The organism is Marivita sp. S0852, from assembly GCF_046591575.1.
Classification (GTDB): Bacteria; Pseudomonadota; Alphaproteobacteria; order Rhodobacterales; family Rhodobacteraceae; genus Marivita.
The window spans coordinates 115,271-129,385 of record NZ_JBIQWA010000003.1; the positions used below are offsets into that span (position 1 = coordinate 115,271).

13 protein-coding genes are annotated in these 14,115 nt (G+C 59.4%); 4 read left to right on the forward strand and 9 right to left on the reverse strand.

The genetic code is table 11. The annotated features are described in order from the left end of the window. Nucleotides 1–48: 48 nt before the first annotated feature. Complete coding sequence (locus ACG74X_RS06950) at nt 49–1,866, reverse strand: extracellular solute-binding protein (protein WP_411233522.1); 1,818 nt, start codon at nt 1,864–1,866, stop codon at nt 49–51. Between the two features lie 326 nt (nt 1,867–2,192). On the opposite strand from ACG74X_RS06950, the gene ACG74X_RS06955 reads away from it, so the two are divergent. Together ACG74X_RS06955 and ACG74X_RS06960 are read left to right on the forward strand one after the other, a co-directional pair. Next, the gene (locus ACG74X_RS06955; RefSeq protein ID WP_411233524.1) at nt 2,193–2,966 is read left to right on the forward strand and encodes a 3-hydroxybutyrate dehydrogenase; all 774 of its coding nucleotides are present in this window, start codon (nt 2,193–2,195) and stop codon (nt 2,964–2,966) included. A gap of 82 nt (nt 2,967–3,048) precedes the next feature. Further along, the gene (locus ACG74X_RS06960; protein ID WP_411233525.1) at nt 3,049–4,080 is read left to right on the forward strand and encodes a patatin-like phospholipase family protein; all 1,032 of its coding nucleotides are present in this window, start codon (nt 3,049–3,051) and stop codon (nt 4,078–4,080) included. 10 nt (nt 4,081–4,090) lie between these two features. On the opposite strand, the gene ACG74X_RS06965 is transcribed toward ACG74X_RS06960, so the two are convergent. The 3 genes from ACG74X_RS06965 to ACG74X_RS06975 all read right to left on the reverse strand — a co-directional run bounded on the left by ACG74X_RS06965 (nt 4,091) and on the right by ACG74X_RS06975 (nt 6,661). Beyond that, nucleotides 4,091–4,771 (reverse strand): DUF502 domain-containing protein, encoded by a 681-nt coding sequence (locus ACG74X_RS06965; RefSeq protein ID WP_411233527.1) that lies wholly within the window; start codon nt 4,769–4,771, stop codon nt 4,091–4,093. 82 nt (nt 4,772–4,853) lie between these two features. After that, the gene (locus ACG74X_RS06970) at nt 4,854–5,771 is read right to left on the reverse strand and encodes a pseudouridine-5'-phosphate glycosidase (RefSeq protein WP_411233529.1); all 918 of its coding nucleotides are present in this window, start codon (nt 5,769–5,771) and stop codon (nt 4,854–4,856) included. A gap of 2 nt (nt 5,772–5,773) precedes the next feature. Further along, nucleotides 5,774–6,661, reverse strand: coding sequence for a PfkB family carbohydrate kinase (locus tag ACG74X_RS06975; protein ID WP_411233531.1), 888 nt, complete (start codon nt 6,659–6,661; stop codon nt 5,774–5,776). Between the two features lie 144 nt (nt 6,662–6,805). On the opposite strand from ACG74X_RS06975, the gene ACG74X_RS06980 reads away from it, so the two are divergent. Next, nucleotides 6,806–7,987 carry a trans-sulfuration enzyme family protein gene (locus ACG74X_RS06980; RefSeq protein ID WP_411234180.1) on the forward strand — a complete coding sequence of 394 codons (1,182 nt, stop codon included), beginning with the start codon at nt 6,806–6,808 and terminating at the stop codon, nt 7,985–7,987. Further along, nucleotides 7,984–9,024 (forward strand): ATP-binding protein, encoded by a 1,041-nt coding sequence (locus ACG74X_RS06985; RefSeq protein WP_411233532.1) that lies wholly within the window; start codon nt 7,984–7,986, stop codon nt 9,022–9,024. Before ACG74X_RS06980 ends, ACG74X_RS06985 begins: the two co-directional genes overlap by 4 nt. A 9-nt stretch (nt 9,025–9,033) precedes the next feature. On the opposite strand, the gene phoB is transcribed toward ACG74X_RS06985, so the two are convergent. Genes phoB through pstC form a run of 5 tightly spaced genes read right to left on the reverse strand, consistent with a single transcriptional unit; the run spans nt 9,034 to nt 14,102 of the window. After that, complete coding sequence (gene phoB / locus ACG74X_RS06990; RefSeq protein WP_411233533.1) at nt 9,034–9,723, reverse strand: phosphate regulon transcriptional regulator PhoB; 690 nt, start codon at nt 9,721–9,723, stop codon at nt 9,034–9,036. Nucleotides 9,724–9,725: 2 nt separating this feature from the next. After that, nucleotides 9,726–10,454, reverse strand: a complete 729-nt coding sequence (gene phoU / locus ACG74X_RS06995; RefSeq protein ID WP_411234182.1) for a phosphate signaling complex protein PhoU — start codon at nt 10,452–10,454, stop codon at nt 9,726–9,728. A 13-nt stretch (nt 10,455–10,467) separates the two neighbouring features. Further along, nucleotides 10,468–11,265 carry a phosphate ABC transporter ATP-binding protein PstB gene (gene pstB, locus ACG74X_RS07000; protein WP_411233535.1) on the reverse strand — a complete coding sequence of 266 codons (798 nt, stop codon included), beginning with the start codon at nt 11,263–11,265 and terminating at the stop codon, nt 10,468–10,470. 15 nt (nt 11,266–11,280) lie between these two features. After that, nucleotides 11,281–12,642, reverse strand: a complete 1,362-nt coding sequence (pstA, locus tag ACG74X_RS07005) for a phosphate ABC transporter permease PstA (protein WP_411233537.1) — start codon at nt 12,640–12,642, stop codon at nt 11,281–11,283. Then, nucleotides 12,639–14,102, reverse strand: a complete 1,464-nt coding sequence (pstC, locus tag ACG74X_RS07010; protein ID WP_411233539.1) for a phosphate ABC transporter permease subunit PstC — start codon at nt 14,100–14,102, stop codon at nt 12,639–12,641. Before pstC ends, pstA begins: the two co-directional genes overlap by 4 nt. Between the last annotated feature and the right edge of the window lie 13 nt (nt 14,103–14,115).

Genomic DNA, 14,115 nt, shown 5'->3' on the forward strand with positions numbered 1-14,115 from the left:
GGTGATGTTTTATATAGTAATTTGCCTGGGTTTATTACGCCGGATAGGTCATTGATCTTCCCACCACCAGACATCGGGCTGCCATCCAATCCAGTCACCGTAGATGGGTAGGTCGCTGGGATATTTCAGCTCTTTGACATGCGCGATGCGGCTGATGTTCCACTGATAGATCGGGATTACATAGCGCCCAGTGGTCAAAACCCGATCAAGTGCGCGGGTTGCAGCCAGAAAATCATCGCGGCTTTGCGAATTGAGGATGGCGTCAATCATGGCTTCGGCGGCGGGCGAACACATCCCCATCCAGTTGCGCGTGCCCGGGTTTTCAACGCCGTCGCAGCCCCAGTAAAGCATTTGTTCATTTCCTGGGCTTAAGGATAGACCCCGACGATAGTAGGTCATGTCAAAATCGTAAGAGGAGGTCCGTTCATTATATTGCGCGCCGTCGATGGTCGTCACGGTCGGGGTGATGCCCATCCGTTCCAGGGATTGCGTGAAAAGGTCAATCATGGCCTCGTTTTCGGCGCTGCCCTGACGCAGCACAATCTCAAAGGTAAAAGGCCGACCATCCGGGCGGGTCATAACGCCGTTTTCAATTGTGTATCCGGCATCTTCCATCAATGTGATGGCTTTGCGGATGTTGCCACGGTTGCGTTCGGTTCCGTCACTTTCCGGCAGGGTGTAGCCCTCAAGCGCTCCAGGTAAAAGCGTATCGGCAAACGGTGCCAAAAGCTCTGCGACACGGCCTTGGGCCGGGCCGTCCTGCATACCCAGAATGGAGTTGGAAAAATACGAGGTGATACGCGGCTGTTTTGAGCCGGTCATGGTTTCGTTGATGAATTCGAAGTTGAACGCATGCAACATGGCGTCCCGCACGCGCCAGTCCTGAAATGCCGGGTTCCGGGTGTTCATGACAAAGCCAGTGATTCCTGAAGGCCGTTCATGGGGGAGAACCGATTTAATGATATCGCCGGTGCTGATGGCGGGAAACTGATATTGCGTGTCCCATTTCTCGGCACTGAATTCGCGGGCGGAATTCAACGCGCCAGCTTTGAACGCTTCGAACATGGCGGTGCCATCGCCGTAGAATTCAAGGCGGATTTCATCAAGATTGCCCTGACCGCGCATAAACGGAATATCGGCCCCCCAATAATCGGGGTTTCGTTCAAGGCTGACAAAGCGACCGGGTTCAAAATCGTCGATCACATATTCGGATGTCGTGATCGGAATATCGGTCAGCCCGGATGCAGTGAAATCCTTGTCCTTCCACTGCGCCTTTTTCAAAATCGGGCGCAGGCCCATCAGCAGGGCCAGTTCAGGGTTTTGTTCGGTAAAGGTAAAGCGGATGGAGCGTTCACCGGTTTGTTCCATTGAGGCAACCTTGTCCCACGCGCCATGATAGCGGGGGTGTCCAACCGTGCCCAGCGTCTCATAGGACCACATCACGTCTTCGATCGTCAGCGGAGTGCCATCCGAGAAGCGTGCTTCGGGCCGCAGCACAAATTCCACCCATTCGCGATTCGGGCCAACCTCGATTGATTCGGCCAAAAGACCGTAAAGCGCGAAGGGTTCGTCCCAATTGCGGCCCATCAGGCTTTCGTAGGCCAGAAATCGCAATTGCCAGGGCACCGTGCCTTTCGGGATGTGGGGATTGAGGCTGTCAAAGCCGCCGACCTCGCCGGTGACAATACGTCCGCCGGTCGGGGCGTTCGGGTTGGCGTAGGGCAGGGACACAAAATCCGGTGGTAGCTGGGGCTGGCCATACATAGCTATGCCATGCTGAGGTTCAGCCATGCCGATCTGAGCGCTGAGCGCGAGCGCCGAAGCGGCACCGCACAGCCGTTTGGATTGGAAAAATACTGATCTCATTTTCGCTACAATCCCTGTCTGCTCTTGTTTTATTGCGGCTGACGGTAGCGAGGCTTTTGAGGCTTTTCAAACTTTTAGCTTGGATCAGCGCGAAAGATTGCGTATAACAGACTCACTGCTCGATAGGTTTCTTGCCTGTATGAAACCTGCCTCAATAACTTAACCCCAGCTTCGCGCTGGGGTTTTTTTTGTGCAATGCCCTGCCGAACAGGCCGCATGCTTCACCACGCGTTCGGCACCTGCGCTGGTGTCGAAGGCCCTTTGTATAATGCACGCGCAGCATATAGATTGCTGCAGAAGCAAAAACACCAGAAAAAGGAGTGGCCATGTCGCTTAATGGAAAAACCGCTGTCATTACCGGTTCGAACTCTGGCATCGGATTGGGCGTCGCACATGAGCTGGCCCGGGCTGGCGCGGATGTCGTGATAAATTCCTTTACCGATTCGGACGACGATCACGCGCTGGCCGCAGAGATTGCCAAAGAGCATGGCGTGACAGCCCGCTATATTCAGGCGGATATGTCGGATGCCGACCAATGCCGCGCGCTGATCGAGCAGGCGGGAGCATGTGACATCCTTGTGAACAATGCGGGCATTCAGTTTGTCGCCCCGATCGAAGAGTTTCCGGCAGAAAAATGGGATGCGATCATCGCGATCAACCTCAGCTCGGCGTTTCACACAACCGCCGCAGCCGTGCCGATGATGCGCAAGGCGGGATGGGGGCGTGTGATCAATATCGCCAGCGCCCACGGTCTGACGGCATCACCTTATAAATCCGCCTATGTCGCCGCCAAGCACGGTATCGTCGGGCTGTCGAAAACCGTGGCGCTTGAAACCGCGCGGGAGCCGATCACGGCCAATGCGATTTGCCCCGGATATGTGCTGACACCGCTGGTGGAAAGCCAGATCCCGGACACTGCGAAAAAATACGACATGACGGAAGACGAGGCCAAGCAGAAGGTCATTCTGGAACGACAGCCGTCCAAGGAATTTGCAACCGTCGAGCAAATCGGGGGCACGGCTGTGTTTTTGTGTTCAGAGGCCGCGTCGCAGATCACCGGAACGACGATTTCGGTGGATGGCGGTTGGACAGCGCTTTAGGGCGCGGGGGTCTGAGGGGTGCTGCCCCTCGGCCTGCGGCCTCACCCCGAGATATTTTTGAAACAGAGATGCGGAATGTGCTGTGGTTAAGATCAATTTGGCCCTGCAAGGTGGTGGCGCGCATGGTGCCTTTACCTGGGGGGTGCTGGACCGGCTGCTGGAAGAGGAAGATATCGAGATCGCCGCAATCAGCGGCACCTCTGCGGGGGCGTTGAATGGCGCTGCGTTGAAGGCCGGGTGGCTCAAGGACGGGCGGATCGGCGCGCGCGACAACCTTGACTGGCTTTGGGCGCAGGTGTCCCGGCTGGAGGATGTGTCGGTGCCGCAATGGATGCAGGCCTGGCTGCCGCAGCCGGCCGCTGTCAGCAAAGGGATCGAGTATTCGCCCGCCTATATGATCGGCGATTCCCTGGGGCGGATGATATCACCCTATGCTTGGGGGCCGTTATACCAGAACCCGCTGGAGAAAATCGTCGACCGGTTTGATTTTGGCCGGGTGTGTGCGCATGAAGGCCCAGAGCTTTTTGTGTGTGCGACGCAGGTGCGCGACGGCAAGGTGCGAATCTTTGAGGGACATGCGATAACCACCCAGTCCATTCTTGCATCCGCCTGTCTTCCGACGTTGTTTCAGGCGGTTGAGGTGGAAGATCCGCAAACCGGCACGATGGAGGCGTTTTGGGATGGTGGATATACCGGCAACCCGGCGCTGTTTCCGTTGTTTGCGCCGTCTTTGCCGCAGGATGTGCTGATCGTGAACATCAACCCATTGGAGCGGGATGCGGTGCCGGTCATGCCGAACGAGATTCAGAACCGGATCAATGAGATCAGTTTCAATTCATCGCTGTTGCGGGAATTGCGGGCCATTGCCTTTGTGCAGCGGCTGATTGATGCGGGGTCCGTGACCCCCGGTGCGATGAAACAGATGCGGGTGCATATGGTGGCGGATGACGATCTGATGAATGATCTGTCAGTTGCCACCAAGGTTGTGCCGGTGCCGTCCATTATTGCGCGTCTCAAACAGGCGGGGCGGGCCGCTGCTGGCGGTTTCCTGGCGCAGCACAAGGACGATCTGGGCAAACGTCAGACGGCCGATCTGGTGAAAATGTTCGGGTAGGGACCGGGGGTTACGCCGCCTTTGCCGGTTGCGTCGGATCTTTGGCGTTGGGATAGACAAGCCCGGCCGAGATCACCAGTTTGGCGGCGTCTTCGATGCTCATATCCAGCTCTATGATGTCTTCGCGCGGGAAAAACAGCAGAAATCCGGAGGTCGGGTTGGGGGTGGTGGGCACAAAGATGGACACCAGCCCACCCACGGTTTCGGCTTTTTCGGCAACTTCGCCGCGGGTGTCGGTCGAGATGAAGCCGATCGCCCAGATGCCCTTGCGCGGGTATTGAATGAGGCAGGCTTTTTCAAAGTTGCGCTCGGTTTGGGCAAAGATCGTTTCGGCGATTTGCTTGGCACCGCTATAGATCGATCGCACGATGGGCATCCGTTCCACCAGGCTTTCGGCAAAGCGGATAAACGACCGTCCGATCAGACCCTTGGCGACCCAGCCGACAATGATCGTGAACAGAAAGAAGATGATAACCCCGATGCCGCGCAGGTTGATCCCGATATATTGTTCGGGGTTGAACCTGGCTGGCACGAGCGGCAGAACAAATCCGTCGACCCAGCCCATGATGGACCAGATCAGCCAGATTGTCAGGCTGACCGGTGCGATCACCACAATGCCGGTCAAAAAGCTGCCCCGCAAATGCGAGAACAGGCCCGGGCGACGCGGTGTTGGTTCAAATGGCGAGGTCATAGAGGGTCCGTCACTGGTTCCATCAAAAGCTAGGGTGTCCTGGCGTGCTCTACAATGGTGCGGCTGACGGGCAGCCCGGTTTTCAGCTCAAAGAGGTCAATTCCCGCGCGATCTGTGCCCCAAGGCGCGCATTGTTCAGCACAAGTGCGATATTTGCGTCCAGTGACCGTCCGTCCGTGAGTTCGAAAATCCGCTGTAGCAGATAGGGGGTCAGATCCTTGCCGGCGATGCCATGCGCCTCGGCGTCCTGGGTGGCGCGGGCGATGATGGGGTTGATCTCGGACTGGGGGATTTCGGCGTCGGCGGGGATCGGGTTGGTGACAAGCTGACCACCCGGTACGCCCAGCGCCTGACGCAGTCTGTGCGATTTGGCGATCTCGGCCGCGCTGTTGGTTCGAAGCGGTGCCTTGAGCGCAGAGGCGCGTGACCAGAATGCCGGGAGCGCGTCCTGACCGTAGGCCATGACCGGCACACCCAGGGTTTCCAGCACTTCCAAAGTTTTGGGCAGGTCCAGAATAGCCTTGGCACCGGCGCATACCACGGTCACCGGAGTTTGGGACAGCTCCTGCAGGTCGGCAGAAATATCAAAGCTTTGATCCGCACCGCGATGCACACCGCCAATGCCGCCAGTGGCAAAGACACAAATCCCGGCGTGATGCGCCGCGATCATCGTGGCGGCAACCGTGGTGGCCCCGGTGCCGCCTTTGGCGATACAGACGGCCATGTCGGCGCGGCTGAGCTTGGCGACGTGTTTCGCCTGCGACAGGGTTTCGATCTGGCTGTCGGTCAGGCCGACATGCAGCGTGCCGTCAATCACCGCGATTGTGGCCGGTTCCGCGCCCGCCTCGCGGACGGTGGCTTCGATGGAACGGGCGGTTTCGAGGTTTTGCGGCCAGGGCATCCCATGGGTGATGATGGTGGATTCCAGCGCCACAACGGCGCGGTTGCCATCGAGGGCTGCCCTAACGGGGGCAGAGATTTCAAGGGGCAGGGTGGTCATGATCAGGTTCCTCCGGCAACATAGGCCGCTGCTGTGGCAAGCGCGCGGTGCAGCGCAACGTCCCGTTTAGCACCGCGTAGCTCAGAGGCAATATGCGCGGCCATAAATGTGTCGCCAGCGCCGGTCACGCGGGTGACCATCACTTCGGGGGGGCGTTCGGCCAGAATGCCGTCTTTGGTGGCGTCGCAGGTGACATTGCCACCATCCGTGACCAGGGCCCGCGCCGCGCCGCGTTCGATCAGTGCGGCCCCCGCCTGTGGCGCGTTTGTGAAATCGGTCTGGCACAGCAAGCCCGCTTCTTCGAGGTTCACATATAGCACGCCGCGACCGGCGCGCAGAAATGGCAGCAGCCGTTCGGCCTTGCCCGGCGATGCCGGGGCAATTCGCAGATCCGCCTTGGCAAAGGCCGGATGCCGCGCGACCTGATCCAGCAATCCCTCGGTCAGATTGCCGTCCAGCGCAATCGGGCCGGGAAACGGCGCTTCGACAAAGCCCAGCGGGCCTTCGATCAGCGGTTGCAGGATCTTGTCATTGGCCTGTTCCAGCGAATGGGCATCGGCAACCGCCGCGATCAGCCCGTTGGCCCCTTCGATGGCCATATATTGGTCGGTGGGCAGATCTTCGGAGCGGTACAGGTGATCGGTCTGCAGGCCCAGCCGCTGGCAGGCCGTGACCAGCTCTTCGCCTTCGGCATCGCGTCCGACGACACTAAGCAGGGCGGGGTGCAGATCAAAGCGGGCCAGTGTCATGGCGATGTTCAGGGCCACACCGCCGGGCAGGCGGGTGATATGGCCGGGCACGTCGCTGCCGCTTTTCATGTGGCGGTCTGATCGGCCAATCACATCCCAAAGGACGGACCCGATGCAAAGGATATCTGGGCGTTGTGTCATTCCCCGTCATCGCGCGAGTGGGCTTTTGGTGCAAGAGGGGCAATTCTGCAAAAGCGGCGTAGCTAGGCATTGTTGTGCCTATCGCTTTGTGGCAGGGCTGCGCCTGACGCGGATATGGCGGGCTGACCGGGGGATTTTATCATGATGAAACGGACTTTGATGCGCCCCGGCGGGATGCCTGATAGCGCCTCGGCGCCGGTTGTGACGCCGCTGATGCCGTCTGTGGCCTATGCCAGCGATACGCCGGACCGGCTGGATGATCAGTACGAGGGCCGGGCGGCGGGGTATACATATGCCCGCGAAGGCCATCCCAATGCGGATGTTCTGGCGCGCCGCATTGATGCGATGGAGGGCGCGCCGCACCCCGGTGTGGTTGTGGGGTCTGGCATGGCGGCGGTGACGGCAGTGTTGCTGGGGCTGTGCAAGACCGGGGATCACGTTATTGGCGGCGACCAGCTTTATGGTAGGTCATTGCGCATGATGCGGGAGGATTTGCCGCGCCTCGGGATCGCCACCAGTTTGGCGGACCCGACCGACGCCGCGGCCATTGCGGCGGCTGTTCGGCCCAATACGCGGCTGGTTCTGATTGAGGTCGTGTCGAACCCGACCCTGCGCATCGCTGATATTGACGGGATTGCACAGGTCTGCCGCGACAGGGATGTTCTGCTGGTGGTGGACAACACCTTCACCACGCCACGGGCGATTCAACCTTTCGAGCATGGGGCGGATGTGGTGCTGCATTCGGTGACAAAGCTTTTGGCGGGACATGCCGATGTCACCTTGGGCTGGGTTGCGGCCCGACAGGCCGAGCAAGCCAAAATGATGTACGATTTTGCGGTCACAACCGGCATGACCGCCAGCCCGTTTGATTGCTGGCTGGCAGAGCGCGGGCTGATGTCATTCGAGTTGCGCTTTGATCGGGCAGAGGCCACGGCGGCGCGGCTTGCAGACCATTTGGCCGGACAGCCGCTGGTCAAACGGGTGCTCTTCCCGACGCGGCCTGACCATCCCGATCGCGCGCGGGCGCAGGGAGTATTGCAGGGGCATGGATGCAATATGGTCAGTTTCGAGCTGGAGGGCGGGCGTGCGGCGGCAAACGCCTTTACGCAAGGCGCACATCAGATCGCCTTTGCGCCCACATTGGGCGATGTCGGCACGACGCTGTCGCATCCGGCCAGCTCCTCTCATCGCGCATTGACCGCCCAAAGCCGCGCTGCGTTGGGCATGAGCGAGGGATTTTTCCGGGTCTCGGTGGGTCTTGAAGATCCGGAGGCGTTGATCGCGGCGTTTGATGCCGGACTGGCGGCGGTGGCTGCCACAAAATGACGGCGTTGCCGCAGGATATTCTGAAGGTGCTTGGCAGTCCGGCGGTGCTGATCGCACCGGATGAACGGATTGTCGCGGCTAATGACGCAGCCGAGCAGGTGCTGGGCAAAAATATCGAGGGGCGTCATTTCATCACGGCGCTGCGGCAACCGGTCCTGCTGGATACGATCGAGCAGGTGCAGCGCGATGCGACGCAGCGCGAAACAGAGTTTCTGACGACCAAGGATCAGCATGACATCACCTTCCGTGTGACCTGCGGGCCGGTGCCGATGCCTGCCGGGCATGGTGTTTTGGTGTCGTTCGAGGACATCACACCCATGGAGCAGGCGGGCCAGATGCGGCGGGATTTTGTGGCCAATGTCAGCCACGAGCTGCGCACACCGCTGACCGCGCTGCTTGGGTTTATCGAAACCCTTGCAGGTCCGGCGCGCAATGACCCAGAGGCTCAGGCGCGGTTTCTCAAGATCATGGGGTCCGAGGCCGAGCGGATGAACAGGCTGGTGTCCGATCTTTTATCGCTGAGCCGGGTCGAAGCGGATGAGCGCGTGCGTCCGGTGGATGACGTAGATCTTGTCGGTCTGGCGCAACAAACCCATCATGGTCTGTCACACATGGCCCGGGAGGCTGGCATCGAGATGGTGATTGATGTGCCCGATAGCCCGGTTGTGGTGCCCGGTGACGCCGATCAGCTGCGGCAGGTTCTGAACAACCTGACGGAAAACGCCATCAAGTATTCCGGCAGCGGCAGTCGCGTGAAAATCAGCATTGGACAGCCGTCTTACGAAAACCGCCTGCGCGAGACGGGCGTTTCGCTGTTGGTCAGCGATACGGGGCCGGGGATTGATCCGATCCACATTCCGCGCCTGACCGAGCGGTTTTACCGCGTCGACAGCCATCGGTCACGCGAACTGGGCGGCACCGGGCTGGGTCTGGCCATCGTCAAACATATCATCAACCGCCACCGGGGGCGGTTGCGTGTCGACAGTCAGGAGGGTGTTGGCACGACGTTTACAGTGATCTTGCCGGTTGAGACCTAAGCAGACACCCTAGCCAAGCGCATAGCCCGCACCGCGTACGGTGCGCACCGGATCAGGACCGCCCGTGGTGGTCAGTGATTTGCGCAGGCGGCCGATATGGACATCAACCGTGCGGCTATCGACATAGATGTCGCGCCCCCAGACCCGGTCCAGCAATTGTTCGCGCGACCAGACCCGGCCGGGTTTTTCCATCAAGGTGGACAACAGGCGGAATTCGGTTGGCCCCAGCTTGATCTCGCCGCCTTTGCGGGTCACACGATGGGTTTCCGCGTCCAGAACGATATCCTGATATTCCAGGCGCAGTCCGGCCGCGGCAGGGCGGGTCCGGCGCAGCTGCGCACGCACACGGGCCATCAGCTCGATCACGGAATAGGGTTTGATCACATAGTCATCCGCACCGGTTTCCAGCCCGCGCACGCGGTCAAGCTCTTCCGAGCGGGCGGACAGCATGATGATCGGCACAGAGCGCGTGTCGGACCTCGTCTTGAGCTGGCGGCAGACCTCGATGCCGGACAGATTGGGCAACATCCAATCCAGCACGATGATGTCGGGCTGTTCCTCATCCACCAAAAGCAGGGCCTCTTCACCGTTTTCGGCCCGCACCACACGAAAACCCTCGGCTTCAAGGTTATAGGTCAGAACCTCACGTTGCGCCGGTTCATCTTCGACCACCAGAACCGTTGGCTGGACTTTGGTCATGGCTAAGCCTCGAAGCCGGTGGTTTTGGACAATTCGACATCGGTTGACGTGACATCGTCTTTCGGCCGCGGTTCATCCGGTTTTTCACCGGTGACCAGAAAAACCACCTGTTCGGCAATGGACGTGACGTGATCGCCCATGCGTTCGACGTTTTTGGCGATAAAATGCAAGTGCATGCAGGGCGTGATATTGCGCGGATCTTCCAGCATGAAGGTCAGGAATTCACGAAACAGCGTATTGTACATCTGGTCAATATCGACATCGCGATCAATCACGTCGCGGGCCAGCGCTTCGTCACGTTGAATGTAACTGTCCAGCGCGTCTTTCAGCATCAATTGCACATCGCGCGACATGCGGCGCAATTGCGCGGCTGACCCGTTGATCTGTGGCATCGTCATCAGGACCGCATTTCGCTTGGCCAGGTTTTTTGCAAGATCGCCAATACGTTCCAGGTTGGCGCTAATGCGCATGACCGACAGGATGACGCGCAGATCAATGGCGGTCGGGGCGCGCAGGGCGATGACGCGGGCGGCTTCTTCGTTCAAAAGCTCTTCGAGATCGTCAATCGCCTTGTCACCCTTGCGCACGCGTTCGGCCAATTCCTGATCGCGGGTTTCGAGCGCCTGGGCGCTGTCCAGAATGGCCTGTTCCACCAGACCGCCCATTTTCATGATGCGGGCCTGAATGCCCTCCAGATCGCGGTCAAACGCGCTTGAGATGTGATCTTGCATACCGTTCATGGCCTTATCCGATCCGTCCGGTGATGTAGCTTTCGGTGCGGCTGTCCTCGGGGTTGGTGAAAATCTTGGACGTGTCGTCGTATTCCACGAGATTGCCCAAATGGAAAAACGCGGTTTTCTGGCTGACCCGCGCGGCCTGCTGCATCGAATGGGTGACGATCACTACGGCATAGTTCTGGCGCAGCTCGTCGATCAGTTCTTCGACCTGTGCGGTGGCAATGGGATCAAGCGCCGAGCAGGGTTCGTCCATCAGCAGCACTTCGGGTTCGGTGGCCACGGCGCGCGCGATACATAGGCGCTGCTGCTGGCCGCCCGACAGGCCGGTGCCGGGGGCGTTCAGGCGGTCTTTGACCTCGTCCCAGATCGCGCCGCGCCGCAGGGCTTTTTCAACGATCTCATCCAGATCCGCCTTGTTGCGGGCCATGCCGTGGATGCGGGGCCCGTAGGCGATGTTGTCATAGATTGATTTCGGGAACGGGTTGGGTTTTTGAAACACCATCCCCACCTTGGCGCGCAATTGAACCGGATCGACGCGTTTGTCATAGATGTCTTCGCCGTCGATCCGGATGTCACCGGTCACATGGCAGATGTCGATCGTGTCGTTCATCCGGTTCAGACACCGCAGAAAGGTGGACTTGCCACAGCCGGACGGGCCGATAAAGGCGGTGACGGTTTTGTCCTGAATGTCGACCGAGACGTCTTTGATGGCATGGGTGTCGCCATAATGGACCTGAACGTCTCGGGCCTGGATTTTGTCGTCAGTCACGACCGTCTCCTGTGTGGAATATGGGGCATCGTACATGGGGCAGGGTCCTGATTACCAGCGGCGCTCAAAACGGCGGCGCAGAAGAATGGCGATGATGTTCATGGTCAGAAGAAACAGCAGAAGAATGATAATTCCGCCCCAGGCCCGTTCATAATAGGCCGGGTCGGCGCGTTTGGCCCATTCATAGATCTGCGCGGGCATGGCGGAGTTCGGGTCGAGAAATCCGCTGGCAAGGCCATCGGGATAATTCGACGCGATAAAGCCCACCATCCCGATCAACAGCAACGGCGCGGTTTCACCAAGCGCTTGGGCCAGACCGATAATCGTGCCGGTCAAAATACCGGGCATGGCCAGCGGCAGAACGTGGTGAAACACCGTCTGCATCTTGGACGCGCCAATCCCAAGAGCCGCATCGCGGATTGAGGGCGGCACCGCTTTGAGCGATGCACGGGTCGAGATGATAATCGTGGGCAGCGTCATCAAGGTCAGCACCAACCCGCCCACCAAAGGTGCCGATTGCGGCAGGTGCATGAACTGGATGAACACCGCCAGTCCCAGAATGCCAAATACGATAGAGGGTACGGCGGCAAGGTTGGAGATGTTGACCTCGATCAGGTCCGTGATGCGGTTTTTCGGGGCGAATTCCTCTAGATAGATCGAGGCCGCCACGCCGATGGGCAGCGACAGCACCAATACGACCAACATCATGAACAGCGATCCCAGCATCGACACACCCATCCCCGCCTGTTCCGCGCGGCTTTCCGAGGCGTCGGAGCCGGTGATAAAGGACAAGTTGAAGGATTTCGACACGACACCGGCTGACAAAAGATCATCTGTCACATCAAGATGTTCTGCGTCGATGTTTTTGTCTCTGGCCACGTCTTCGCGCTGTACGCGGTCTTTCAGATAGCCATCCACGCGGCTGGCCGCGAGAATGCGGAATTCAACGGTTTCGCCGATTTTATCGGGGTTGGCCAACACAAAATTGCGCACCTGCGCGGCAGCAGAGGCCGAGATCAGCGGCCTCATGTCTTTGGCGGTGCTCAAAGGTGTTTCGATGCCAAGATCCTGGACAGTTTCGAAAACTGCGTTTTGAATCAGGGGTGTATAGCCAAAAGTTGTGACTTTTCGTAAATCATCGGGATTGCGGTCCCCGGTTTTATCAAGCTTGGCGGGGTCAAGATAGACCTGCGTGGTGATAAAGGTCTGCTGAAACGCACCCAGACCGTTTGACACGATTGTGCTGAGCAAGGTCACAAGAAAGATCAGGCCAATCGACACCGCGACAAGACCGTACATCCTAAAGCGGCGTTCAGCGGCGTTGCGCCTTGCGGTGCGCGCGTCGACCGCGGTGAGCGACGTGCCCTGGGCGGGTGCGTCGGTGGCGGCTGGCATGGAGGCGGCGTCGGTCATTCGTATTGCTCCCGGTATTTGCGCACGATGTAGAGGGCCAGCACATTCAGACCCAGGGTGATGACGAACAGCGACATCCCCAAAGCAAAGGCAACAAGCGCTTCGGGGCTGGCAAAATCGGCGTCGCCGGTCAGCTGACTTACGATTTTCGCGGTGACGGTTGTCATGGCGTCAAACGGGTTCATGCTTAACCGCGCTGCGGCACCGGCCCCCAGAACGACAATCATCGTTTCGCCAATGGCGCGGCTTGCAGCCAGCAGAATGGCACCGGCAATGCCGGGCAGGGCGGCGGGCAGGATGACCTGTTTGATGGTTTCAGACCGGGTGGCCCCCAATCCATAAGACCCGTCGCGCAGCGATTGAGGCACTGAATTGATAATGTCATCCGACAAGGAGGACACAAACGGGATCAACATGATGCCCATGACAAGCCCGGCCGTCATCACGGCGGTTCCGGCCTGCATCCAGCCAAGACCATCGTCGCCAAAGACGCGCATCAGCAGCGGCCCCACAGTCAAGAGCGCGAACAGGCCGTAGACGATTGTCGGGATACCGGCCAACAGCTCTAGCGTGGGTTTGGCGAACGCACGCAGTTTCGGGCTGGCATATTCAGCGAGATAGATCGCGGCAAACAGGCCGATCGGAACGGCCACAAGAAGCGCAATCAGCGAAATATAAAGCGTGCCCCACAATAGCGGCAAAAGCCCCAATTCGGACCCGCCGCCAAAGCTGGGGGCCCATGTGAGGGAGAAGAAGAACTCCTTGGCGGGGTACAGGCCAAAAAACTCAATGGTGGAGAACACAAGGCTGAGCACGATGCCGAGCGTGGTCAGGATCGCAATTGACGCCGCCGCGACCAGGACCGCCTTCATCCCTTTTTCAACCGTGTTGCGCGCCCGGTAATCCCGATCAGCCTGCCGGGCAGCCCAGACAAAGCCTGCAAGTGCGATGGCAAGAACAACAAGCGTCATCATCCAATTGCCAGTGGCATTCAGCGCCCGATACGACCGGGCCAGTTGCAGCACGTCGTTCGACACGTTCGATCCAACCGCCACCCCGACAGAGCCCAGCAGCGCACGGAGATCCGTAACAGTGACGTCCAGAACCGCAACCGCGCTCTGAGTGGTGACGCCTTGTGCAATCGCCTCTGTCAGCCCGTCCGCCACACGGCGGACGTCGCTCATGACAAGGTCGGCGGACGATCCGGGCGCAACGGCGCTGGCGGGCAGGTCGGACAGCACGAGGGCATTAACCACAAGCGGTTGTATCAAAGCCCAGATCACCAACACACCCATCGCCGGTACGATGGTCGTCATGGCAACATTGGCCCCGTAATAGCCGGGCAAAGAGTGCAGCAGCCGCACATTGCCGTCAGCTGATGCCAGCGCGCGGGCGCGTCCCGTTGCATAGCCGATAAGGGCAAGTGCGCCGACGCATAAAATGATCCAGTGTAGAGGCATGGCGGCTCCGCCG